Source organism: Candidatus Symbiopectobacterium sp. NZEC135 (assembly GCF_025962695.1).
Map to the genome: position 1 here is coordinate 1 of NZ_JAGFPF010000029.1, position 22352 is coordinate 22352.

At 52.8% G+C, this 22352-nt stretch carries 25 protein-coding genes and 1 pseudogene; 22 read left to right on the forward strand and 4 right to left on the reverse strand.

The window, feature by feature from the left end:
- The first annotated feature begins 236 nt into the window (after positions 1 to 236).
- From J5224_RS14600 to J5224_RS14610, 3 genes are all read left to right on the forward strand, one after another.
- Complete coding sequence (locus J5224_RS14600) at positions 237 to 1415, forward strand: hypothetical protein (protein WP_264626068.1); 1179 nt, start codon at positions 237 to 239, stop codon at positions 1413 to 1415.
- Between the two features lie 429 nt (positions 1416 to 1844).
- Positions 1845 to 3407 (forward strand): MFS transporter, encoded by a 1563-nt coding sequence (locus J5224_RS14605; protein WP_264626069.1) that lies wholly within the window; start codon positions 1845 to 1847, stop codon positions 3405 to 3407.
- Between the two features lie 39 nt (positions 3408 to 3446).
- The gene (locus J5224_RS14610; protein ID WP_264626070.1) at positions 3447 to 4586 is read left to right on the forward strand and encodes a glycoside hydrolase family 105 protein; all 1140 of its coding nucleotides are present in this window, start codon (positions 3447 to 3449) and stop codon (positions 4584 to 4586) included.
- Positions 4587 to 4642: 56 nt separating this feature from the next.
- Here J5224_RS14610 and J5224_RS14615 read toward each other — a convergent pair whose 3' ends face one another.
- Together J5224_RS14615 and J5224_RS14620 are read right to left on the reverse strand one after the other, a co-directional pair.
- A complete protein-coding gene (locus J5224_RS14615; protein WP_264626071.1) occupies positions 4643 to 5620 on the reverse strand; it encodes an MBL fold metallo-hydrolase in 978 nt (325 codons plus the stop codon).
- Between the two features lie 120 nt (positions 5621 to 5740).
- Complete coding sequence (locus tag J5224_RS14620; RefSeq protein WP_264626072.1) at positions 5741 to 6757, reverse strand: GlxA family transcriptional regulator; 1017 nt, start codon at positions 6755 to 6757, stop codon at positions 5741 to 5743.
- A 152-nt stretch (positions 6758 to 6909) separates the two neighbouring features.
- Between J5224_RS14620 and J5224_RS14625 the strand changes: the two genes are divergently transcribed.
- The 4 genes from J5224_RS14625 (at position 6910) to queE (ending at position 8989) form a co-directional block, all read left to right on the forward strand.
- Complete coding sequence (locus J5224_RS14625) at positions 6910 to 7683, forward strand: alpha/beta fold hydrolase (RefSeq protein WP_264626073.1); 774 nt, start codon at positions 6910 to 6912, stop codon at positions 7681 to 7683.
- Positions 7684 to 7711: 28 nt separating this feature from the next.
- Positions 7712 to 7846: an NAD(P)H-dependent oxidoreductase gene (locus J5224_RS14630; protein WP_264626074.1), complete on the forward strand. Its 135-nt coding sequence runs from the start codon at positions 7712 to 7714 to the stop codon at positions 7844 to 7846.
- 32 nt (positions 7847 to 7878) lie between these two features.
- Positions 7879 to 8187: a YciI family protein gene (locus tag J5224_RS14635; RefSeq protein WP_264626075.1), complete on the forward strand. Its 309-nt coding sequence runs from the start codon at positions 7879 to 7881 to the stop codon at positions 8185 to 8187.
- 130 nt (positions 8188 to 8317) lie between these two features.
- A complete protein-coding gene (gene queE / locus J5224_RS14640; RefSeq protein ID WP_264626076.1) occupies positions 8318 to 8989 on the forward strand; it encodes a 7-carboxy-7-deazaguanine synthase QueE in 672 nt (223 codons plus the stop codon).
- 16 nt (positions 8990 to 9005) lie between these two features.
- On the opposite strand, the gene queD is transcribed toward queE, so the two are convergent.
- Positions 9006 to 9368, reverse strand: a complete 363-nt coding sequence (gene queD / locus J5224_RS14645) for a 6-carboxytetrahydropterin synthase QueD (protein WP_264626077.1) — start codon at positions 9366 to 9368, stop codon at positions 9006 to 9008.
- A 336-nt stretch (positions 9369 to 9704) separates the two neighbouring features.
- Here queD and cysJ point away from each other — a divergent pair, with 336 nt between their 5' ends.
- From cysJ to cysH, 3 genes are read left to right on the forward strand one after another with little or no spacing between them, the layout of a single operon-like run.
- The gene (gene cysJ / locus J5224_RS14650; RefSeq protein WP_264626078.1) at positions 9705 to 11519 is read left to right on the forward strand and encodes an NADPH-dependent assimilatory sulfite reductase flavoprotein subunit; all 1815 of its coding nucleotides are present in this window, start codon (positions 9705 to 9707) and stop codon (positions 11517 to 11519) included.
- A 32-nt stretch (positions 11520 to 11551) separates the two neighbouring features.
- A complete protein-coding gene (gene cysI / locus J5224_RS14655) occupies positions 11552 to 13267 on the forward strand; it encodes an assimilatory sulfite reductase (NADPH) hemoprotein subunit (RefSeq protein ID WP_264626113.1) in 1716 nt (571 codons plus the stop codon).
- Positions 13268 to 13279: 12 nt separating this feature from the next.
- Positions 13280 to 14014, forward strand: a complete 735-nt coding sequence (cysH, locus tag J5224_RS14660) for a phosphoadenosine phosphosulfate reductase (protein ID WP_264626114.1) — start codon at positions 13280 to 13282, stop codon at positions 14012 to 14014.
- Between the two features lie 70 nt (positions 14015 to 14084).
- Here the strand turns inward: cysH and J5224_RS14665 are convergent, their stop codons facing one another.
- Entirely contained in the window at positions 14085 to 14819 is a 735-nt protein-coding gene (locus J5224_RS14665) for an XRE family transcriptional regulator (protein WP_264626079.1), read from the reverse strand.
- Between the two features lie 256 nt (positions 14820 to 15075).
- Here J5224_RS14665 and J5224_RS14670 point away from each other — a divergent pair, with 256 nt between their 5' ends.
- The 12 genes and pseudogenes from J5224_RS14670 (at position 15076) to J5224_RS14725 (ending at position 22352) form a co-directional block, all read left to right on the forward strand.
- Positions 15076 to 15507, forward strand: coding sequence for an antiterminator Q family protein (locus J5224_RS14670; RefSeq protein ID WP_264626115.1), 432 nt, complete (start codon positions 15076 to 15078; stop codon positions 15505 to 15507).
- 301 nt (positions 15508 to 15808) lie between these two features.
- Complete coding sequence (locus J5224_RS14675; RefSeq protein WP_264626080.1) at positions 15809 to 16213, forward strand: hypothetical protein; 405 nt, start codon at positions 15809 to 15811, stop codon at positions 16211 to 16213.
- A gap of 442 nt (positions 16214 to 16655) precedes the next feature.
- Entirely contained in the window at positions 16656 to 16874 is a 219-nt protein-coding gene (locus J5224_RS14680) for a class II holin family protein (protein WP_252120335.1), read from the forward strand.
- On the forward strand, positions 16867 to 17421 hold the full coding sequence (locus J5224_RS14685; protein ID WP_264626081.1) for a lysozyme: 555 nt from the start codon (positions 16867 to 16869) through the stop codon (positions 17419 to 17421). The genes J5224_RS14680 and J5224_RS14685 overlap by 8 nt, the downstream gene beginning before the upstream one ends.
- A 4-nt stretch (positions 17422 to 17425) precedes the next feature.
- The gene (locus tag J5224_RS14690; RefSeq protein ID WP_264626082.1) at positions 17426 to 17953 is read left to right on the forward strand and encodes a hypothetical protein; all 528 of its coding nucleotides are present in this window, start codon (positions 17426 to 17428) and stop codon (positions 17951 to 17953) included.
- Between the two features lie 63 nt (positions 17954 to 18016).
- Complete coding sequence (gene gpU / locus J5224_RS14695; protein ID WP_264626083.1) at positions 18017 to 18418, forward strand: phage minor tail U family protein; 402 nt, start codon at positions 18017 to 18019, stop codon at positions 18416 to 18418.
- A 7-nt stretch (positions 18419 to 18425) separates the two neighbouring features.
- Positions 18426 to 18896: pseudogene (locus tag J5224_RS14700) on the forward strand (phage tail tube protein); the annotation flags it as partial.
- A 247-nt stretch (positions 18897 to 19143) separates the two neighbouring features.
- A complete protein-coding gene (gene gpG / locus J5224_RS14705) occupies positions 19144 to 19530 on the forward strand; it encodes a phage tail assembly chaperone G (protein ID WP_264626084.1) in 387 nt (128 codons plus the stop codon).
- A gap of 20 nt (positions 19531 to 19550) precedes the next feature.
- On the forward strand, positions 19551 to 19856 hold the full coding sequence (locus J5224_RS14710; RefSeq protein WP_264626085.1) for a phage tail assembly protein T: 306 nt from the start codon (positions 19551 to 19553) through the stop codon (positions 19854 to 19856).
- Entirely contained in the window at positions 19837 to 21189 is a 1353-nt protein-coding gene (locus J5224_RS14715; RefSeq protein WP_264626086.1) for a phage tail tape measure C-terminal domain-containing protein, read from the forward strand. The genes J5224_RS14710 and J5224_RS14715 overlap by 20 nt, the downstream gene beginning before the upstream one ends.
- The gene (locus J5224_RS14720) at positions 21189 to 21536 is read left to right on the forward strand and encodes a phage tail protein (protein WP_264626087.1); all 348 of its coding nucleotides are present in this window, start codon (positions 21189 to 21191) and stop codon (positions 21534 to 21536) included. The genes J5224_RS14715 and J5224_RS14720 overlap by 1 nt, the downstream gene beginning before the upstream one ends.
- 63 nt (positions 21537 to 21599) lie before the next feature.
- Positions 21600 to 22352: a phage minor tail protein L gene (locus J5224_RS14725; RefSeq protein ID WP_264626088.1), complete on the forward strand. Its 753-nt coding sequence runs from the start codon at positions 21600 to 21602 to the stop codon at positions 22350 to 22352.

Consider the following 22352-nt stretch of genomic DNA (forward strand, 5'->3'; position numbering starts at 1 on the left):
GTATCGAAGAAGCGCTGGCTGGCCGTGCTGCATTCAACGGTCTGAAAGAAGTGAAAGGCCAGGCGTAATCGCCTGTCACGCACTGGGCATTGCGCCCAGTGCTCAACCCCCGGGAGCGGTTAGCGCTTCTGGGGGTTTTTATTTTTATCAGGGTTCGGCATTGAACCAGATTGAGCTATAGCTGTGCCTATTATTATAAATCAACACTTTTTACCGTTGAGCTACCATAAGCGTTTGTGTCTTCTGTCACTGTATATATAATTCCTTCTAGGATTATCATCCCGGTTGATAAAATCATTTATGGCCCCAAATCCCATCAGGTTTATTATCGATGGGAAGAACTTATTGTATGTGATAAGGGAAAGGAATTGATGCCAATTGGTATACAGCGTTCAACAGTGATGACTCGATATGATATCGCTACACACCAATCTTCTACATCGAAACTACCAGGTTTTTTAAAAAATGTTATTTTAATCGATAATGCTCATGCTTCTTATCTTACATCAGGAACTGAAACGCACCCACCGGGAAAAAAAGTTGAAGATGTAATTTTAACTGTCACTAGAGATAACATCTCAAAAGAGAAATGGATTAAAGAAAGCGTTATTAATGCCTTTATGCCAGAGGTTGTTCTTACTCATAGAATTGAAAGTGTAGACGAGGGAGCCTTCAATAATTTGAAAAAAGCGCAAGATGCTATCTGGCTGGCAAAAAACTTACTTCCTTACGGTAGTCCTGATCAATGTATAAGTTTATTTGGTACAGAAGGCCTATCCTGGGCTCGTTCAAAAATGAACCAGACTCGGTACATGAAAATAGATAATGATGATAACGAAAAAAAAGTGGAGCAAATTAAAAAAATAATTAAATATGGTGCGGGAAATTGTGGGGAGTTTAGCGCCATTACCTACATGCTTCTGGCAAATATGAATTTAGGTGAAAATATTCATAGGGTGAGATCGCAAGACTCTGATCATTCATTTTGCATAATAGGAAATGTTGAGGATGACAAATCAATCGTTGTAGATGCATGGTCAATTGTTCCATCAGCCCATTTTTTCGATGATTGTATTTTTAGCATTGACGAAGTGTTGTGGACGCATAAAGCAGGAGATTCTTTCCCTTTATCAATAGAGGCTGCTTATCAAATATCTAGAGTAACAAATAAGGAGGTTTTTGATTTTGTTCGGCGGGTACGAAATATAAAAAACGAAAATGAGTATTTAGACTTCGCCAAGAGAGATCCGTTAGCAAATAAAATTTTCAACCATTTTTTTTCCGAAAATCATCCAATGACTATTTTTCAAAAAAAGGAGACGGGTGAAATGCTTTTTTCCAGAATGCCACGTCGTTATGCGGAACAACAGCAGATTTTCATCGAGAAATATCAGCGTATTCAGGGAAAGGAATAGCCTGGATTTCATGCAGGAAGACCTTACACTCCTCTGCTCCTCTGCTCCTCTGCTCCTCTGCTCCTCTGCTCCTCCTGTGATCGCCATAAACGAACCCCCGGTTTCATTGGTTTAAAATGGCTTTTTATAAAAACCTTGAGGTCGATCGTCGTGTTCTTCCCTGGGATGCCAATCCCGTGCGGGGCGTGGCAACGGTGCAAAGGTTTTCCCAACGTCCCGGCAGTAGTTTAGCTATCACGGCAGTAAAGGGTGGGTACCCTACCGCATTACCTTCATATACCCGTCATACTTCAAGTTGCATAGGCGTTGGCTGCACTGGTTTACCCGAATCACTTACCTGAGTAAGCTCATCGGGATTCACTCACTTGCCGCCTTCCTGCAACCCGAATTATTTAGGGTATAAAAACAATGACACAGGAAGGATGGCAAATGAAAACGCGTAAAATTGGGCTGGCCAACTATTTGGCTTACGGCTCAGGTGATTTTCTCGGTGCGGGAACCACGGCGCTAACGGCGGCGTGGTTGCTCTATTTTTACACCACGTTTTGTGGTTTGACGCCTATTGAAGCCACGTTTATTTTCGCGATGGCCAGAGTACTGGATGCTGTCGTCAGCCCACTGATGGGGTTCCTGACGGACAACTTTGGTTCAACCCGCTTGGGTAAACGCTTTGGTCGCCGTAAATTCTTTATTTTGCTCGGTATTCCCTGCGTGTTCAGCTACAGCTTTATGTGGGTGGGCGACATGGGGTACTGGTACTATCTGCTGACCTATCTGGTGTTTGACGTGGTCTACACCATGATTCTGGTACCGTATGAAACGCTGGTACCGGAAATGACCGATGACTTTAAACAGAAAACCAAATTCTCCGGTGCGCGTATCGCGCTGGCGCAGCTTTCTGCCATTCTGGCGGCATTCCTGCCGGGTATTCTGCTCAGCCACTTTGGCAAAGACAACGCAGTCTCCTTCTTCTATTCAAGTCTGGTCTTCTCGGTGATTTGCGCCGGCGTGCTGACGCTGGTGTATCTCTTCACCTGGGAGCGCTCACGAGAAGAGATGTCGGCCGCTTCCTTGCAGGCAGAAAAAGAACGCCAATCCTTGACGCTGGGGCAAAGTTTAAAGCGCTTGAACGTCGAATTGACGTCCACACTCCGTATTCGTATTTTTCGCCAACATTTGGGGATGTACCTCGGCGGCTACATTGCGCAGGACGTATTTAACGCCGTGTTCACCTACTACGTGGTGTTTGTGCTGATGCAAAGCCCCACGGTGGCTTCCAACCTGATGGGCACCATGGCTATCCTGCAATTCCTGGCGGTGATTGGCATGATCCCGCTGTGCATTCGCTTCGGACCGGCACCTTCTTATCGCTTGGTGGTCTGCCTGTTCGGCCTGGCGGCGATCTCTTACGGCGTGCTCTATTACAGCGGCCTGCACGATGTGTTTTCTTTGCTGTTGCTGGTCTCTGCGTTGGCGGGGTTGGGACGTGGTGGCATCAACTACGTACCGTGGAATACCTACACCTATATAGCCGATGTGGATGAAGTGATCACCGCACAGCGCCGTGAAGGGATCTTCGCCGGGATCATGACGCTAACCCGCAAAGCCTCTCAGGCGGGCGCGGTGATGCTGGTCGGCATCGTGTTGCAACTGTCGGGGTTTGTTTCAGGGCAGAGCGTACAGGCTCCGGGGGTGAGCCACACCATCCTGATGGTGCTTAGCGTAGGTACAGTCTGCGTGCTGGCGTTGGGTTTTCTGGTCTCATTACGGTTTAAACTGAACCTGCAAACGCACCAGACCCTGCGTGAAGAGACGCTAAAAATGCGCGAAGCCGGACGTCCGGTGCCGGAACGCATTACGCCGCAGGCGCGTCAGGTGGTGGAAATGCTCTCTGGCATGTCTTACGAATCGCTGTGGGGCAACAACAATATCGGTTACCTGAATCGTCATAAGCAACCGGCGCATTCAGCAACCCAGGTGACTCAGCATTAACCGCATTAACGCATTAACGATAAAAGTGGATGATAAACTATGACCGTATTCAGTGTTAAACATAGCCCGCTGCTGCGTCAGCCTGAGCACTTTATCTCTCGCGACGATCTCAAAGCGCTGATCTGCCGCATTACCGATAATCTGGTCAATATCAAGGATGAAACCGGTGAGTTTCTGCTGCGGTTGGATGATGGTCGTGTCATCGATACCAAAGGCTGGGCCGGGTGGGAGTGGACGCACGGTATTGGCCTGTACGGCATTTACCAATATTACCAACAAACCGGCGATGACCAGATGCGTGCCATCATTGATGACTGGTTCGAGGCGCGTCTGGCGGAAGGTACGCCCACCAAAAACGTCAACACGGTCTGCCCGTTCCTGACGCTGGCCTATCGCTATGAAGAGACGCACGATGCCCGTTGGGTGCCTTATCTGGAGCGCTGGGCGGAGTGGGTGATGTACGACATGCCGCGCACTCAGAAAAACGGTTTGCAGCATATCGTCTACAACAGCGAAAACACCGATCAACTGTGGGACGACACCCTGATGATGAGCGTGTTGCCGCTGGCAAAAATCGGCAAGCTGCTCAACCGCCCCGAGTTTATCGAGGAAGCAACCTACCAGTTCTTACTGCATGTACAGTATCTGATGGACCGACGCAGCGGCCTGTGGTTCCACGGCTGGACGTTTGATGGCAAGCACAATTTTGCCGAAGCGCGTTGGGCGCGCGGCAATAGCTGGCTGACGGTAGCCATTCCTGAGTTTATCGAGTTGCTGGAATTGCCGGAAGGAAATGCAACGCGTCGCTTCCTGTTGCAGGTGTTAGAAAGCCAAATTGAAGCGCTGGCGCAGTATCAGGATGACAGCGGCCTGTGGCACACGCTGCTGGATGATGCTGACTCTTACGTAGAAAGCTCTGCTACTGCCGGGTTTGCCTATGGCATCCTGAAAGCAGTGCGTAAACGCTATGTGGATAAGCGCTATGCCGAGATGGCGGAAAAAGCGATTCGCGGCGTGATTGCCAATATCAATCAGGAAGGCGAACTGGTCAATGTGTCGTTTGGTACCGCGATGGGCCGCGATCTGGATTACTACCGCCAGATCCCGCTGACCTCCATGCCTTACGGTCAGGCGATGGCGATCCTGTGCCTGTCTGAGTATCTGCGCGTCTATCTGTAAGCGATAAACCAAAGGTTGCCCCGCGAAAGCACTCCGTTGCTTCGCGGGGTTTGGCGTTATTTCAGTCCGTTCAGGCTGTAATTCACCGGAATCCAGCGATAACCGTTGGTGGTGCCGTTGCGTTCCACGCGGGTATTCACATGGCCGATGCCCGGAAATGGCAGGTGTGCGCCTGCCACCAGATAGCCTTCACTGGCTGCCTGTGCAAACAGAGCTTCACGGGTTTTGGTGGCCTGATCCATATCTGAATCGAAGCTGATGGTGGTTTCCGGTATCGGCATTTGCACCGCTTCAGCGTGCACGATATCGCCCCATGCCAGCAATTTATTGCCGTCACTGACGATGCTATAGGCGGTATGTCCCGGGGTGTGGCCTGGTGCAAACACTGGCGTAATGCCAGGCAGCAGTGGGGCATCCCCGGTAAAGGTTTTCACTTTATTGGCCGCCGCCAGCATCTTAAAGACATCCTGAACCCGCTGGAAAGCGGGCTTGCGCTCAGGGGCGGCTTGCGCCAGATGCTGCGGATCTAACCAGAAATCATACTCTTTTTGCGAAACGTAAACGGTCGCATTGGGGTAGGAGAGCTTGCCGTTTTGCACCAGCCCGCCAAAATGGTCACCGTGCAGGTGAGTCATCAGGATGGTATCGACCTGCTCGGGACGATAGCCCGATGCCAGTAGGTTTTTCTGTACTTTCCCGACATTGCTGTTGGCCTGCGTGCCGTTGCCGGTATCAATCAATACCAGATTTTTACCTGTGTTAACCAGAAACGCATTGATAGACGTTTCAACGGTTGGCGGTAAGGATTTCTCGGCCAGCAACTGGCGAATGGTGTTGGGATCGGTGCGCGTGAGCAGTTTGTCCATCGGCATAGCGTTGGTGCCATCTGAAAGCGCGGTAATTTCATATTGCCCCAACAACTGCCGATAGTGGCCGGGTTGGGTTTTGACTTGCGTCGTGGCTTCAGCCACGGCGACATCGGGGAGGCCGAAGGCTATCATCGCTATCAGGCTCGCCGCTTTCAAAGGTTTCATCGTATCGTTCCTTGTCGTAAACACCGTGAAAAAGAAATGGGCAATCCTCTTGATTATTAACTGAACTGCAACATTCCTCAAATGTTATCCTGTCTTTCTGGGGGCGCAGCGGCTATTTGGTTATCGTTTACTCAGGGCGGCGGCGTTGCGCGCCAGCGTCCATTTTTTGAACTGAGCGGGAGACATCCCCATCACTTGCTGAAAGGCCCGTCTGAACACGGTTTCTTCATGGTAGCCGCATTGTTCTGCCACCCGCACAATGGTGTTTTTGGGGTTCTCCAGCAGAACGCAGGCAGATTCTATTCGCACTCGCGTGATAAAGGCTTTTGGCGTCTCATTCGTCAGGTCGCTGATTTTTCTATGTAGTGTTCGCGTGCTCATGGTAAGCGCTGCGGCAAGTTGCTCTACCGTCATCGCGGGAGCGTCGTAGCGAATCAACTGCTCTGCCCGTATCAATAGCGGGTGGATGGTATTCACGAAACCGCGCGGGGCGTAGATGTGTTGTGACATCGGCTGGCTGTCTGCCACCGCCATATCCGCCGCCAGTTTAGCCAATGCGTTTCCCGCGTCTGTTTTGACAATATGCAATGCCAAATCAATCCACGAAAGCGGCCCTCCGGTAGTGATGATGCCATCCTGTTCGACCAGCGGTTTCCCCCACAGTGCTTTAGCGTTGGGATAACGTTGACGAAAGGAGGGAAACAACCACCATGTGGTGGTGCATATTTTCCCGTCTAACAGGCCCGCATCGCCGAGTACGTATCCCCCGGCGCAGGCTCCAGCGATCTGGCTACCTTGCCGGTATTGCGTTTGTAACCAGACTGCGGCTTCTTGTACGGCATCTGGCGCAATCGGAAGCTTATGCTCATTCAGACGCATGCCCGTGACGATGATCCTATCGAAAACCGTGCTATCACCAAAGGATGCCTCACAATCAATCTTTTTCCCTTGTGCATCATGCACCGGTTTTCCATCCGCGCTGACAATCACGGTATCAAATTGCGCATTTTTGTCCGTAGGGGGGGTCGCGATCCCCGGGTTCATCATGATGGTCTGGTTAGTCAGCCAGAACATATCTGCTAACCCAGAAATAGCGGACATCATACTGCCGGGCAGAGCCAGAAGCGCGATTTTCATCAGTAACCCTTGTTTAACAACGTTGGCTGATTTTGCCTGATAAACGTCTTATCTGACAGCTTATGACATGTGCAATAGATGTTTACACTGTATTAACGATCGCGTCAGGGGCGATTTCTAACATAACCAATGAATGACATAAGGTGGAGAGAATGAAGCATTCGCTTTTCTACCGCGTGGTAAGCATCACGCTGGCATTTGTACTGTCTGTGTTCATGGCATCGGCAACCTATGCTCAGGAGGAAAAAATCAACAATATCGTACTGGTTCATGGCGCATTTGCGGATGGATCAAGTTGGTCAGAGGTGACTGCCCGGCTGCAAGCTATGGGGTACCACGTGACAGCAGTGCAAAACCCGCTGACCTCTTTGCAAGATGACGTGGCAGCAACAATGCGCGTTATTCAGCGTCAACACGGGGATGTTTTATTGGTCGGCCACTCTTGGGCCGGGGCTGTCATTTCTCAGGCTGGAAACGATCCGGCGGTAAAAGGGTTGGTTTACCTTTCAGCGCTGATTCCTAACAGTGGCGAATCTGTGAGTGACCTCTTACAACGCTTGAATGCACCAATGGAGGGGCTTAAACCCGATCAGGATGGGTTGATATGGCTGGATGATCCCAAAATATTTCATCACGTTATGGCCAATGATGTTCCTGAGGCGAAATCACGTCTGCTGAGCGCTGCACAGCAACCTATTGCGGCACAGGCATTTAGCGGGAAGGTGCAACAGGCTGCGTGGAAAACAAAACCTTCATGGTATCTGTTGACCGAAAATGACAACGCTCTTAAGCCCAGCCTTCAGGAAACGTTGGCGCATGATATCGGGGCAACCCTGTTGCGGATCCCTTCCAGCCATATGTCGATGATTTCACACCCTGATGCCGTAGCGGCATTTATTGATAACGCGGCCCGACATCTTAAATAAACGCCACACTGCAAGAGGATGTTTTACGATGAAGATTCTCCATATTGATTCCAGCATTATGCAGCATGATTCCATTACGCGTGAGTTGTCTGCTGAGCTGATTCAGCAACTGCTCGACACACAGGATGATGCCACTGTTATCTATCGTGACCCGATGTTGTGAAAACACTCTCGTACTAATCAGAGGTGATGACTATGTTACATGCAGTGACGCCCTCCTATACACAACCCGCACAGACATTAGCCCCTTACGTTGAAGCACATAAAAAGTGGCTCGCAGAAGGGGTAAGCAAAGGGTGGGTGATTGTTGCGGGTCCGCTAACTGGCGGCAACGCTGGATTTATTCTGTTTCAGGCCGACGATGCGGAGTGGATAACGACCTTCTTGCAAAGCGACCCGTTTGTCGTTCATAAACTGGTTACGGTGGAAATGCACAGTATTTCGCCAGCGATAGGTTCGAAGAACTTCCACGTTGATTGGGCTGCTTCAGCAACGCTTTTGTGAATCACTCAATGCGTTAGAGAGGCGTATCGACAGTTCTACAGCGGCATTTGGCGCACCGCGGGCAATCTGCGATAATAGCGGTTTGCCCGCCTGTTTGGGCGGACACCCGATGACTGAGCCATAGGATGTTATGCTGTACCCGATAAATGAGATGTTCCAAACCCTGCAAGGCGAAGGCTTTTTTACCGGTGTTCCGGCGATTTTTGTACGCCTGCAAGGGTGCCCGGTGGGGTGTAGCTGGTGTGATACCAAACACACCTGGGACAAGTTTGCTGAACGTGAAACCACGCTGGCGCAGATTCTGGTAAAGACGCAGGAGAGCGATGCCTGGGCACCGGCCAGCCCGGAAGCGATTCTGGCGCGCATCCAGCAAGAGGGGTATAGCGCCCGGCATGTGGTTATCACCGGGGGAGAACCTTGTATCCACGATTTGACGCCGTTGACCGACTATCTCGAACAAAACGGCTATCGCTGCCAGATAGAAACCAGCGGTACTCATGAGGTGCGCTGTTCGTCGCAAACCTGGGTCACTGTTTCACCCAAAGTGAATATGCGCGGTGGCATGGTGGTGCTCGATCAGGCACTCGTGCGTGCGGATGAAATCAAACATCCGGTGGCGCGAGAGAAAGACATTGAAGCGCTGGATGCCTTGCTGGCGCGTTTACACGATGATAAATCGCGGATTATCGCTTTGCAGCCCATCAGCCAGAAAGACGCGGCGACCAAACTCTGTATCGAAACCTGTATTGCGCGTAACTGGCGTCTGTCGATGCAGACGCACAAGTATCTGAATATCGCCTGATAGCCGGCCGATCCTTTTATTCCCCGCGGTAAACGCAGCCCGCCGTGCAGGTTTCTTTCACCATCACGGCGCTCAGCAGAGGCAGCGTGGGTTTTAACTGCTGCCAGATCCAGTGCGCCAGCACCTCGCTGGTCGGGTTTTCCAATCCTGGGATTTCATTGAGGTAGTGGTGATCCAACTGTTGCCACACCGGGTTGAAGACCGCTTTCAACTCTGCGAAATCCATCACCCAGCCGGTATGCGGATCGACGTCACCGGTGATCTCCAGTCTCACCATAAAGGAATGCCCGTGCAAACGGCCACATTTGTGCCCTTCCGGCACGTGCGGCAGGTGGTGGGCGGCTTCAAACTGAAAATCTTTAAATAGGGTAGTGACCATAACAACGTTCCTGAAGGGATAACCGAGCGTAAACCAAAGCCGTCGCATACTACCGGAAAGTCGTCCTTGAAGCACGTTTGGTCGAAGAATAATCTGATCGATAGGGTGTTCATCTGAGCGCGCGACCTATAACGTTTTAAGCGTTAAAGATTATCAGAAAAACCATTTAGGCATTTTGGTTATTAAATATTGCCATCGCGTCTTTAATTGTTGCGCGCGGGATAGGTAACCTTATATTCCATACAACTTTGTATTGCATAAAAATCGCTTTATACCCGTCAAGCTTCACGTAGTAGGGTATGCCGCGGGACGACTTAAAAGGACACTGAAATCACGATGACCACTCCGGTTTCGTTGCTGCCGCTTAGTGCCGAGCAGCTTGCGCGTTTGCAGAGCGCCACGGGGGATTTCTCTCCAGCGCAGCTGGCCTGGCTGTCAGGCTATTTTTGGGGCGTCGCGCAGGGCAATGGGGCTCAGAGCGGTGCCGTGTCGGCTGTGTCGCTCCCGGCCAGTGCCGCTGCGCCTGCCCAAAGCATCACCCTTATCTCGGCATCGCAAACGGGCAATGCCCGCCGTGTGGCTGAACAACTGCGTGACGATTTGCTGGCCGCCAAGCTCGCGGTCACGCTGGTGAATGCAGGCGATTATAAATTTAAGCAAATCGCGCAGGAAACGCTGCTGCTGGTGGTGACCTCTACGCAAGGGGAAGGGGAACCGCCGGAAGAGGCCGTGGCGTTGCATAAATTCCTGTTCTCCAAAAAAGCCCCTGCGCTGAAAACCACGTCGTTTGCGGTGTTTGGGTTGGGCGATACCTCTTACGAATTTTTCTGCAAAGCCGGTAAAGATGTTGATAGCCGGTTGGCCGAACTGGGCGCAGAGCGCCTGCTCGATCGCGTGGATGCCGATGTTGATTATCAGGCGGCGGCTGAGCAGTGGCGTCGCCAGATTGTTGATATCCTTCAGGCGCGAGTGCCGGCACAAGGTGCGGCGGTGGTTCAGGCGAGTGCCAGCGGAACGCGGGATGAAATTTCCAGCAGTCCTTACAGTAAAACCGCCCCTTACACGGCAAGTTTCGCTGTGAATCAGAAAATCACGGGGCGTGCGTCCGACAAAGATGTGCGACATATCGAGATCGATCTGGGGGATTCCGGCCTGCGCTATCAGCCGGGTGATGCGCTCGGCGTGTGGTATCAAAACGATCCGGCGCTGGTACAGGAATTACTGGAACTGCTGTGGTTAAAAGGGGATGAGCCTGTGACCGTGGCGGGCGACACACTGCCTTTATCGCAGGCGCTGCAACGCCATTTCGAACTGACGCAAAACACGGCGCCGCTGGTGGAGAAATACGCCGCGTTGTCCCGCAACGACGCGTTGCTGGCGTTGGTGGCAGAGAAACCTGCGCTGCAACAGTTTGCCCAGCGCACGCCGCTGGTGGATATGGTGCGTCAGGCACCGACGGAACTGACGCCGGAGCAACTGATTAGCTGGTTGCGCCCATTGACGCCGCGCCTCTATTCCATTGCTTCTTCTCAGGCTGAAGCTGAAAGCGAAGTGCATATTACCGTGGGTGTTGTGCGCTATGACTATGAGGGACGTGCACGAACGGGCGGCGCATCAGGTTATCTGGCGGATCGTTTGAATGAAGACGATGAGATTCAGGTGTTCATTGAACATAACGATCACTTCCGCCTGCCTGCCGATCCCTCGACGTCCGTCATCATGATCGGTCCTGGCACCGGTATCGCCCCGTTCCGCGCCTTTATGCAACAGCGCGAAGCGGACGGTGCAGAAGGCAAAAACTGGTTGTTTTTCGGCAACCCGCACTTTACCGAAGATTTTCTCTATCAGGTGGAATGGCAGCGCTACGTGAAAGACGGGCTGCTGACGCATATCGATCTGGCCTGGTCGCGCGATCAGGCACACAAAATCTATGTGCAGGACAAACTGCGCGAGAAGGGCGAGCAGGTGTGGCGCTGGATCCAGGATGGCGCTCATCTCTACGTGTGTGGCGATGCCAACCGTATGGCGAAAGATGTGGAGCAGGCGCTGCTGGACATCATCGTTACCCACGGCGGTCTGGATGCAGAACAGGCCGATGAATTTTTAAGCGAACTGCGCCTTGAGCGCCGTTATCAGCGCGATGTGTACTAGCGAGATCTTTATCAATGAGCGAAAAATTACCAATCGATGAACGTTATCCCGGCCCGTTAGTGGTAGAAGGGAAACTTGCTGATGCGGAGCGCCTGAAGCGGGAAAGTAACTACCTGCGCGGTACCATTGCTGAAGATTTGCAGGAAGGGCTGACGGGCGGTTTTAACGGCGACAACTTTTTGCTGATCCGCTTTCACGGCATGTATCAGCAGGATGACCGCGATATTCGCGCTGAACGTGCCGAGCAAAAGCTGGAGCCGCGCCATGCCATGATGCTGCGCTGCCGTTTGCCGGGTGGCGTGATGACACCGGAACAGTGGTTAGGGATCGATAAATTTGCCGCCGAGAGCACGCTCTATGGCAGCATTCGTATCACCAACCGCCAAACCTTTCAGTTTCACGGCCTTCTGAAGCCGAACGTGAAACCGGCGCACCAGTTGCTAAACCATCTGGGGCTGGACGCGTTGGCGACGGCCAACGATGTGAACCGTAACGTGCTTTGTACCTCTAACCCGGTGGAATCCGAGCTGCATCAGCAGGCCTATGACTGGGCGAAGAAGATCTCCGAGCACCTGTTGCCACGTACCCGCGCTTACGCCGAGATCTGGTTGGATCAAGAGAAAGTCGCTACCACCGATGAAGAACCGATCCTCGGGGCAACTTATCTGCCGCGCAAGTTCAAAACTACGGTGGTGATCCCGCCGCAAAACGATGTGGATTTGCACGCCAACGATCTCAATTTTATTGCCATTGCTGATAATGGCCGCCTGGTCGGCTTCAACGTGCTGGTCGGCGGTGGCCTTTCTATCGCCCATGGCGATAAGGCAACCTATCCGCGCACGGCCAGTGAGCTGGGCTATATTCCGATTGAGCATACGCTGGCCGTGGCTGAAGCGGTGGTAACCACGCAACGTGACTGGGGTAACCGCACCAACCGCAAAAATGCCAAAACCAAATATACGCTGGAGCGTGTCGGCGTTGACACCTTCAAACGCGAAGTGGAAAAGCGCGCGGGCGTGACCTTTGAATCGGTGCGCTCGTATGAATTCACGGGCCGTGGCGATCGTATTGGCTGGGTAAAAGGCATCGATAGCAAATGGCACCTGACGCTGTTTATCGAAAATGGCCGTATTCTCGATTATCCGGGCCGTCCGCTAAAAACCGGGTTGGCCGAAATCGCCAAAATCCACAAAGGGGATTTCCGCCTGACGGCGAACCAAAACCTGATTGTGGCAGGCGTGAGTGCGCGCAATAAAGCGAAGATTGAAGCGCTGGCCCGTGAGCACGGGTTGATTGACGATAGCGTCAGCGAGCAGCGTAAAAACTCGATGGCCTGCGTCTCTTTCCCAACCTGTCCGCTGGCGATGGCGGAAGCCGAGCGTTTTCTGCCGGAATTCGTCACCGAGGTGGAAGGCATTATGCAGCGCCACGGCGTAGGCGACGAGCATATTGTCCTGCGGGTCACCGGCTGTCCGAACGGCTGTGGCCGCGCCATGCTGGCGGAAGTTGGTCTGGTTGGCAAAGCCGTTGGGCGCTACAACCTGCATCTGGGCGGTAACCGTGAAGGCACGCGCATTCCGCGCATGTACCGCGAAAATATCACGCAGGCGGAGATCCTGAGCGAACTGGATGGTCTGATTAGCCGCTGGGCGTTGGAGCGTCAGCAGGGAGAAGGGTTCGGTGATTTCGCTATCCGTAGCGGCATTATCAAGCCGGTGCTCGATCCGGCGCGCGACTTTTACGATTAACCGGGAGGCATGATGTCGGTATTCTCACTTGAGGCGCTTAATGCGCTACCCAAACCGGAGCAGGCGCAAGCGCTGGCCGAAACCAACGCCCAGTTGGAAACGCTCTCCGCGGAGGAACGCGTAGCCTGGGCGCTGGAGCACCTGCCGGGAGAGTATGTGCTCTCCTCCAGCTTCGGTATTCAGGCAGCGGTGAGCCTGCATCTGGTCACACAACTGCGCCCTGATATTCCGGTTATTCTCACCGATACCGGCTACCTGTTTCCAGAAACCTACCAGTTTATCGATACGCTGGCCGAGCAGTTGAAACTCAATCTGAAGGTGTATCGCGCCGAGCACTCTCCAGCTTGGCAGGAAGCGCGCTATGGCAAACTGTGGGAACAGGGCGTCGAAGGTATTGAACAGTACAATCTGCTAAACAAAGTGGAGCCGATGAACCGTGGGCTGAGCGAGCTACAGGCGCAGACCTGGTTTGCCGGATTGCGGCGCGAGCAGTCGGGTAGCCGTGGACATCTGCCGGTACTGGCTATCCAGCGTGGCGTTTTCAAGGTGCTGCCGATTATCGATTGGGATAACAAGCAGGTGTATCAATACCTCAAGCAGCACGGTTTATCCTACCATCCGCTGTGGGAGCAGGGTTACCTGTCCGTAGGGGATACGCATACCACACGCAAATGGGAACCGGGAATGAGCGAAGAAGAGACTCGCTTCTTCGGTTTGAAACGGGAGTGTGGGTTGCACGAGGGGTGAGTGTCATCGTGCTGAAAAGGAAAAGGCCGTTAACCAACGGCCTTTTTTGTACACAGCGCTGGCACAGTAATCAGTAGTCCAGCACCGCCCACCAGAACACGCGACCGATAATATCGACGTCGCTGAGCGATTTCTCTTCGACAGGGTGTTCTGCACTGTTGTAGCTGCGGATGCTTACCGTGTTCGGCCCGACCTGATACAGCAGCTTGATGCGGTTCCAACCGTTTTGGCTGATGGCGTAGATCTTACCATCAATAATGCGCTTATCGTTGGTGTTGACGGCGACGGTAGTGCCATCGGGAATAAACGGTTCCATGCTGTCGCCCTTGGCTGGGAAACAGAGTACGCCGGAGCCATCCGAATTTGCACCGACGCGGCGTAGGGTCGATTTGGAAAACCGCAGCTTAAACCCGTTGTGATCTTCATTCATGATGCGCCCAGTCCCGCAGGCGAATTCAATATCTTTCAGAAACGGCACTTCCACTTCATCATCCCGCAAGGGGGTGTGGCTGTCCCATACGTCAACCGTTCCCCACTGGGATTCCGGGGGAATGTTGGAGCGCGAGTCGTAAGGGGCTGCCGCAGGTGCACGCATCGGTTCATCACCATTTGCTAGCCATTCTGGACGCACCCCCAGCGCATCGGCGATATCAATGATACGCGATGTTCCTTTCGCCTGACCGGAGGTCAAGCGCCAGATTGTCGGCTGAGCCATGTTAACGGCGCGTGCCAGTTGCCCCTGAGTCATTCCCGTCAGAGACATCGCATGGTTGAGCCGTTCTGCCAAAGTGTTCATCGTTTTCATGCCAGTCACTTTATAGCATTCGCTATTGCTTTTCAAGGGAAATGGCAATACCTTTAGCTATTAGAGATAGCTAAAGGTATTATCACACTACCAACACCGACTATGCGTGAGTAACGGGCGTTAGTGTTTAATGAAATCAATAGCTTTTCGGTGGCAGTCTATGGCTGCCGCGCTTTTGTTACTCCAGGGGATGGTGCGGCAAGAACCCAATGGTCTTGCCAGATAAAAGTATAGAAACAACAAAGGTGGCGAGATGATTCGTGATATCCAAAAGGTGCTCGAGCGCTATGGCGCATGGGCTTCTCATACCGAGCACGGGCTGTATTACTCATCGGTGGCCGCGGGCTTCCGCGGGTTGCTGCCCTCCAGCCAGCGCTCGCGACCCTCGTGCTGCGATGACGATGGGTTGATTGTCAATGGGGCGATGGCGTGTTTGAAAAAGCGTGACCCGTACCTGCATGTGCTATTGGAGTGGCACTATGTGCTTGGTCTGCCGGTGAGGGCGATTGGTACCAAGCTGGGCATTTCACATACGCTGGTGCTAAAACAGCTACAAATGGCAGAAGGATTTATTGATGGCTGCCTGAGCATGATGGATATCAAACTGGATATCGATCTTGAATGCCAGAAAGAGCTGGTTTATACGCCGAAAATAAAAAAGGTGGTGGAATTCCAAAAGGCAATATAGTCTGATAAAAATGATTAATTCATCCTATTCCTAATGCGAAGTTCATTTCCTATGACAAGCATTTTTTTCGAATGGCATATTGTCCTAATTAACGGATAGGTTAAAGGGTGTGCGAATATTTTTTGATTTTTCGCAAGGAAAGGTGTATTTGTGCGTGTAGTATTGTTCACTATCGAACGCATGACAGAGGAGTGCATTGCCTTCGTAATCACCGACCGAAACAGTAAATCAGGAATATTCCAGATTAGTCTTATCGCAAAAATTGAAAGTCATGTTGCCATTTCGTCCTTTAACGAGGCCTATGATGAAGACGCTGCTGTTATTCATGTTGGTTCCTGTGTTGCTTTCTGGGTGTTCGACGCGGTGGGTGAAAATTCGTGATAACCCAACTGATCATGTTACTTCAAGAACCCTGTGCCGGGTTAGCGCTGAACAGCGATTCCCGGTGCGCAATGAAGTGATCAACCGCACCAACTACCGTACTGTCACTGAACCTTGTAATTATAAACGGTGGTGCGGTGGGAAAAAGTATAGAACTTATGAAGTTGAGGAATTTCAAAGCTATGTCACGGATGTGAACGACGGCAGTCGTAACAGTTCCTATCGCGACTGCATGTGGGACAATGGCTGGCAGCAACAAACCAAATCAAATTGGGAGTGGGATAGAACACCCATGACGCTGCAATATACCGGGCCTGCGAAATAATAACCCGGCGTGAAAATATTGCTGCATATATACAGAATGACGATATCTTTTTTATCGTATTCGTTTAGAAAACGGTTGTGGAATTCCAAAAAGCCATTTACGCTACAAAAATGCTTATTGGGTTCGGCGTCATAAAATATCATCTGAGAATTAAAATAGACATTAAACGTGTTGTGGAATTCCAAATAACAAGGTAGTCTGTTAAAAATCGTTAATTTCAGCAATCATAAAAAAGGCTTCGCATTTGCGAGGCCTTTTTTTAGTTTGGTGTAATGTTAATGGTGATTTGGCATGTTTGATTTTTTAAATTTACGCTGCATTCCGATGTAACACTTCTCTCGTGCTTCGACATCACGGCTATTGAGATGCCGGAACGTTATTAATAACCACTTTCCGCTTTTTGTTCTTATCACTGTAGGCACCGCACGACGGCGGTGAGGTTATGCGTATGTATAAATTGACGACGGGCATCTCCTATGGCGCTTCGGGTGCTACCGGCAGTTACTGGATGCTTCAGTTGCTGGATGCTGTTTCTCCAAACCAGTGGACAGCCATTGGTGTGATGGGGAGTTTGCTGTTTGGTCTGCTGACTTTTCTGGTGAATTTGTTTTTCAAAATCAGGGAAGACCGGCGCAGAGAAGAGGGAATGCATAATGAGTAGACGCCAGATAGTCACCGCTGCGTTTTGCTCCGTCAGCGTGATCGTTGCCATGGTGCTGAATAATAGCGATAGCTATCACTCCCAACAGGGCAATGCTTTGCGCTTCAGTCAGGCCGCGATGGAGGTGATGGGGAATGCTGAGGGGTGCCGACGGGAGGTTTACCAGTGCCCGGCACGCATCAGCACTCAGGGCATTGGCCATACGCGGCGTGTTACAGGGGCTGTCACACTGGCCGATGACCAGCAGATTGCCCGCTGGTTCGCAGAAGATCAGCTGGACGCGCAAAACTGCCTTGAGCAGAACGTTGAGCGCAAATTGGGCGCGCGCTTGCCGCAGAATGTTTTTGACGGTGTTGGCAGCTTTGTGTTCAACGTGGGCTGTGCGAATTTCCTGACGTCCACGCTGTACCGCTACCTGACGGCGGGCTCTTACCTTGCCGCCTGTCATCAACTTAGCCGTTGGGTCTATGTCGGGCAGGCGGTGCTTCCGGGGTTGGTGGCTCGTCGCGCCAAAGAACAGGCGCTGTGCCTGGCTACGCAGAAATAGCCCGATGATAAAAATCTACCTATTACTGATCGCGGGGGCCCTCGCGGCTGCCTTTGGTGCCGGTTGGTCTCTGCAAGGGAGTCGTTGGGAAGCTGATATTGCCGCTCGTGACAAGCAATCCAGCGAGCTGCGCCAGACGCAGCAACAATCAATTATTGCGCAGCAGGCGTTTACTTTTCAGCGCGTGAACCAGATAGCTGCCGATGCCTATCAGCGCAGCCTCTCTATCAAGGCCGATTCCGATGAAAAACAGATTATTTACCGCACGACCGTCAAGCGCGATCCGGTGGGGCGTCAGTGCGTGCCTGATGCTGTGTCTGAGCGGTTGCTCGACGACGCGCACCGTCTACGTGCCCGCGTCGTGCACAGCGTTGCCCCAGACGCTAACGCAACCGGTCGTGGTGCCGTTACCGCCGGTTGCCGATTGACCTACGCCCAGGCCGTTTACTGGATTGAGCCACTGTTGGCGGCACTGGAGCAAGCCAACAGCCAGCTTGATGCAATACGTACTGCACAGGCCGACAGCAAATAACCCGCTGTCCGCCGGGGCCAGCACGTCTCTCCCTGACAATTAACTACGGATGACATGCCCATCATGATCAAGCATATGCAGCTACGTGCTGCGGTTTTGGCTGCGCTGCGCGCCGCCATCACCGAACACACCACTTTTCTTGACGGACGCCCCGTCGCCTTAACGCCAGACAGCCTGCCCGCCATCGCGGTCTACATCAGTGATGCACAACCGGTGGAAAACGCACTGGATGAGGCGCTGTGGCAAGCCAATCTGCACGTCGCGCTTTTCGAACAGGCTGAGAGCCCTGATTCGACGCTGGATGAAAAGATGGCGCAAAAAATTTCCCCTGCGCTGATGTCAGTGTCAGCGCTTAAGGAGAGTACGCAAACCTTCTCAACGCAGCGGTATGACTATCGACGCGATGAAGAAGGGCGCATTTGGAGGTCTGCGGACCTTGAATTTTCAATAACTTATTATCAGTGAGGCCATTATGTCTACAACAGAAGCCATTAAAGGTGCAGGAACAACGCTTTGGGTTTTTACCGGCACCGGTGACCCGTATGCCAACCCAACGGGCGACAGCGGTTGGACGCGATTGGCGCAGGTCAAAGAGCTAACGCCGGGTGAGATGACGGCGGAATCCTTCGATAACACCTATCTGGACGGTGAAAACGCCGGGTGGAGCGATACCGCACAGGGGATCAAATCCGCCGGGGACACCAGTTTCACCCTGGCATGGAAAGCGGGCGACCTGGGGCAACAGGAACTGGTGGATTGGTTTACCTCCGGCGCTGTGCGCGGCTACAAAATCAAGTATGCCAACGGCGTGGTTGATGTGTTTAAGGGCTGGGTCAGTGCGTTAGGGAAATCGATTCCGGTTAAGGAAGTGATCACCCGCACCGCGAAGGTCACCAATACCGGCAAGCCAGTGCTGGCGGAAGACGCACCGGCGGCAGTAACGCCTTAAGGCAGCAGACGCTGCTTTTTTTATACCCCGGTCACTTTACCTCGTCATCCTCGGCGAAAGCCGGGGATCTCTGCCAGCAGAAACGCGTTTGTTCGGCAAGAGATTCCCGCCTGCGCGGGAATGACGGTGGTGGCGGGAATGACGGTGGTGGCGGGAATGACGGTGAGAGTAAGGCCGTTTGTCAGCTACCTCTGCCCGCGTACGCGGGCTTTTTTGGTAAAAATGAAATAAAGGAGAACACATGTACCTGAAAACCGAGCCTTTCGGCCCCAATCAGGTGGTGCTGTCTGAACTATCAGGGTTGCAGCGCATCGAGTATCTCGAAGCCATTGTTGAGCACATGAGTGCGTTGGAGAACATTCCTGACACTATCCCCGAGGCCAAGAAAATGGCCATTTTTGGCAGCCTGACCATCAAGCTGCACGCCTGGCTGGTATCCCGCTCGCTGTGGCAACAGGATCGGGAACGCGCTCTGGATGACATTTTCAATCAGGTGCTCAACGACTGGCCACCGCGCTTGATCAATGAAGCCGCCTTGCTGGTTCAGCAGCTCAGCGGCATTGCGCCAGAAAGTGCCAGTGAAGAATCTGCGGGTGAGCGTGCATCCAGCACGCCGGGAAAGTCTTAGCCGCACAGGTGCGTTTTGCGATGCGTCTGGCTCGGGAGTTCCGGCGTCATGACTGGCGCACGATGCTGTCTGAACTCTCTTCCAGTGAGTTATCGGAATGGTTTGCGTTCTATCAGGAGCACTACTTTTCCGATGTGCTGCTGGATGCGGAGTGCTGCGCCCTGCGTGCCACCATGCTGGCGTTGACGGGTCATCAAGACATCCCGTTAGAGCAACTCAGCCTGTTACAGCCAACGGTTGAGCCTGAAACGATGAGTGACGATGAATTGATGGCAATAGGCGAAGGATTATTTGGAGGGGTTCGTTATGGCCCAGACAACCAATGAACAGGCATTAAATTTTAACGCTGTGTTGTTAAACAGTAGCGTGCTGCGCGTGCAGCAGGATTTGCTGTCGCTGGGGGGGGTTGTTACCCAAGCGACGCAGAGTTTTTCTCAATTGGTCGCCCAGCAGAGCGCCGCGTTGAAAGCGAGTGAGGTGCGAACCCAGCCGGGCACCTGGTCAGCACAGCGCGTAATGGCGCAAGGGAGCGCTGATTTTAACGATACCAGTGGCTTTATGCTGGCAGGGCTGAATGGCATTGGCACCGATCAATCCAAAGATGAAGCGAAGGTGAAAACCTGGCGGGAGGGCCTGATTGAGTCATGGAGCGAATACGCCAAAGTGGCTTCAGATACGTACACCCAGGTGAAAACCGGCGGCGAGGCAGCATTTAAAACGCTGGACGCGGGATTAACGCGCTTTGTGAAAACCGGCAAACTGAATCTCTCGAATTTTGCCGAATCCATGCTGAGTATGTTAGCGAACGTCGCGCTCAGGGCATCAATGGTCGAAGGGGTTAACGCCATTCTTGGTTTTTTCGATATTTCGACAACCACCAAGGATAAAGATAAGGATAAAGACTCGGGTCAAAATAAGCAGAGCGCATCGGCAAATCCGGCAACCCCCCCAGCGCAGCGCAATGATGTCCAGAAAAGTAATAACAGTCAGGAGGCCGGAGGGTCGAATAACAACATCGGCAAAACCTGGGTAGATGGCCTGAGTGAATCCTGGGGGAAATATTCCGAGAGTGCGCTGGACTCTTATTCCATTATTCAGGCTGGAGGAGAGGCGGCATTCCAACAGTTGGATAATAGCGTGATGAATTTTGTGCGGACCGGGAAACTCAATTTCTCCTCTTTTGCCGAATCGGTGTTGGGCATGCTGGCGGAAATCGCCGTGAAGTCGGCGCTGGTGCAGGGGGTGAATGCGTTAATGGGCGCGTTTGGCGTAACGGCTAACGCCAACGGTGGTGTGTATACCTCATCCAGCCTGTCGGCCTATTCGGGGCAGGTGGTCGATCGCCCCACGCTGTTTGCCTTCGCCAAAGGGGCCGGACTGATGGGCGAGGCTGGACCGGAAGCCATTATGCCGCTGACGCGTAACGCCAACGGTGTACTGGGGGTGCGCGCCGTGGGGGGCGTGAGTGGCAATACGGCACCGCAGGTCAGTATCACTATCGCCAGCGATGGTCGCATCTCTCAGACCTCATCGGCCGGGTTGGCGCAATTTGGCAGTGAGATTGGCAGCTTTGTCGATCAACGCTTTAAATCGCTGCTGACCCGGGAAATGGGGCAGGGACGCATGTTGAGCACAGCAATGAAAGGGCGGAGAAGCTAATGGCAATTGAGACATTTCACTGGCCGCTGCAAATCGGCAATCAGCCCGAGGTGCAATACAGCGAAACGGTACGCAAAGTGCAGTTTGGCGATGGCTATACGCAACTGTCCGGCACGGGGTTAAACGGGGAAACCATCACTTTTCCCTACGCGTTTCGCGGCACGCTCGACACCGCTGTCGAGATTCGCGATTTCTTGCGGCGTCATCGCAAGAAATCATTCCAATGGACTCCCCCGCATGAACAGCCGGGGCTCTATCGGGTGGTGGAAGACTCAATAAAGTTTGCTCCGGCCGGTAACGTTCAGGGGGTGATCACGGCGACCTTCGTTCAGTGGTATGGCGTGTAATTAACCCCTCTTTCATCACCCTTCCCCAGCCTGCGCGCTGGTTTTTTTGTCTCTGGAGAACCGATGTCTATCAATCTCGACGCCCAACAGTTGGCGCCGGGCGATCGCGTGCGCTTGTTTGAAGTGGATTGCACCGCATTCGATGGCCCGGAACTCTATTTTCACAACCATCCCATCCCGCACAGTGCCGACGAGCTTGCCGCCGCTGCGGGGGAGGAAAGTAAGCTTTCAGCCAAATCCCTCTGGTGGCAGGGTAAAGAGTACAAGGCCTGGCCGACGCATATTGAGGGGCTGGAAATGACCAGCGATGGCAGTGCTCCCACGCCCACGCTGGCCGTGGGTAATATTGACGGCACCATCACCGCGCTGTGTCTGGTCTACCAAAATCTGGCGCAGGCCACGGTGCGCATTCACACCACCTTTGCTCACTATCTGGATGCGCGCAATTTCCCCGATGGCAACCACAGCGCTGACCCGACGCAAGAGCGGCTGGAAGTCTGGTACATCGACAGCAAGGCCAACGAGGACAGTGAATCGGTCACGTTCAATCTCTCTTCTCCTGCGGATTTGCAGGGGATCATGATCCCGACCCGGCAGATTCACAGCCTGTGTACCTGGTGTTCACGCGGGCAGTATCGCGGTGCCTCCTGCAGCTACACCGGGTCGCGCTATTTCGACATTGACGGCAACCCGGTTGACGATCCGGCAAAGGATGAATGTTCCGGGCTGCTTTCCACTGGCTGCAAACCGCGCTTTGGTGAAGCGGCCGAATTGCCGTTCGGCGGCTTTCCGGGATCGGCTCTGATTAAGAGGTAA

Coding starts and splice junctions, on each gene's coding strand:
- J5224_RS14605 (WP_264626069.1), top strand. CDS start 1,845: ATGAAAACGCGTAAAATTGGGCTGGCCAACTATTTGGCTTACGGCTCA.
- J5224_RS14610 (WP_264626070.1), top strand. CDS start 3,447: ATGACCGTATTCAGTGTTAAACATAGCCCGCTGCTGCGTCAGCCTGAG.
- J5224_RS14615 (WP_264626071.1), bottom strand. CDS start 5,620: ATGAAACCTTTGAAAGCGGCGAGCCTGATAGCGATGATAGCCTTCGGC.
- J5224_RS14620 (WP_264626072.1), bottom strand. CDS start 6,757: ATGAAAATCGCGCTTCTGGCTCTGCCCGGCAGTATGATGTCCGCTATT.
- J5224_RS14625 (WP_264626073.1), top strand. CDS start 6,910: ATGAAGCATTCGCTTTTCTACCGCGTGGTAAGCATCACGCTGGCATTT.
- J5224_RS14630 (WP_264626074.1), top strand. CDS start 7,712: ATGAAGATTCTCCATATTGATTCCAGCATTATGCAGCATGATTCCATT.
- J5224_RS14635 (WP_264626075.1), top strand. CDS start 7,879: ATGTTACATGCAGTGACGCCCTCCTATACACAACCCGCACAGACATTA.
- queE (WP_264626076.1), top strand. CDS start 8,318: ATGCTGTACCCGATAAATGAGATGTTCCAAACCCTGCAAGGCGAAGGC.
- queD (WP_264626077.1), bottom strand. CDS start 9,368: ATGGTCACTACCCTATTTAAAGATTTTCAGTTTGAAGCCGCCCACCAC.
- cysJ (WP_264626078.1), top strand. CDS start 9,705: ATGACCACTCCGGTTTCGTTGCTGCCGCTTAGTGCCGAGCAGCTTGCG.
- cysH (WP_264626114.1), top strand. CDS start 13,280: ATGTCGGTATTCTCACTTGAGGCGCTTAATGCGCTACCCAAACCGGAG.
- J5224_RS14665 (WP_264626079.1), bottom strand. CDS start 14,819: ATGAAAACGATGAACACTTTGGCAGAACGGCTCAACCATGCGATGTCT.
- J5224_RS14675 (WP_264626080.1), top strand. CDS start 15,809: ATGATGAAGACGCTGCTGTTATTCATGTTGGTTCCTGTGTTGCTTTCT.
- J5224_RS14680 (WP_252120335.1), top strand. CDS start 16,656: ATGCGTATGTATAAATTGACGACGGGCATCTCCTATGGCGCTTCGGGT.
- J5224_RS14685 (WP_264626081.1), top strand. CDS start 16,867: ATGAGTAGACGCCAGATAGTCACCGCTGCGTTTTGCTCCGTCAGCGTG.
- J5224_RS14690 (WP_264626082.1), top strand. CDS start 17,426: ATGATAAAAATCTACCTATTACTGATCGCGGGGGCCCTCGCGGCTGCC.
- gpU (WP_264626083.1), top strand. CDS start 18,017: ATGATCAAGCATATGCAGCTACGTGCTGCGGTTTTGGCTGCGCTGCGC.
- gpG (WP_264626084.1), top strand. CDS start 19,144: ATGTACCTGAAAACCGAGCCTTTCGGCCCCAATCAGGTGGTGCTGTCT.
- J5224_RS14710 (WP_264626085.1), top strand. CDS start 19,551: ATGCGTCTGGCTCGGGAGTTCCGGCGTCATGACTGGCGCACGATGCTG.
- J5224_RS14715 (WP_264626086.1), top strand. CDS start 19,837: ATGGCCCAGACAACCAATGAACAGGCATTAAATTTTAACGCTGTGTTG.
- J5224_RS14720 (WP_264626087.1), top strand. CDS start 21,189: ATGGCAATTGAGACATTTCACTGGCCGCTGCAAATCGGCAATCAGCCC.
- J5224_RS14725 (WP_264626088.1), top strand. CDS start 21,600: ATGTCTATCAATCTCGACGCCCAACAGTTGGCGCCGGGCGATCGCGTG.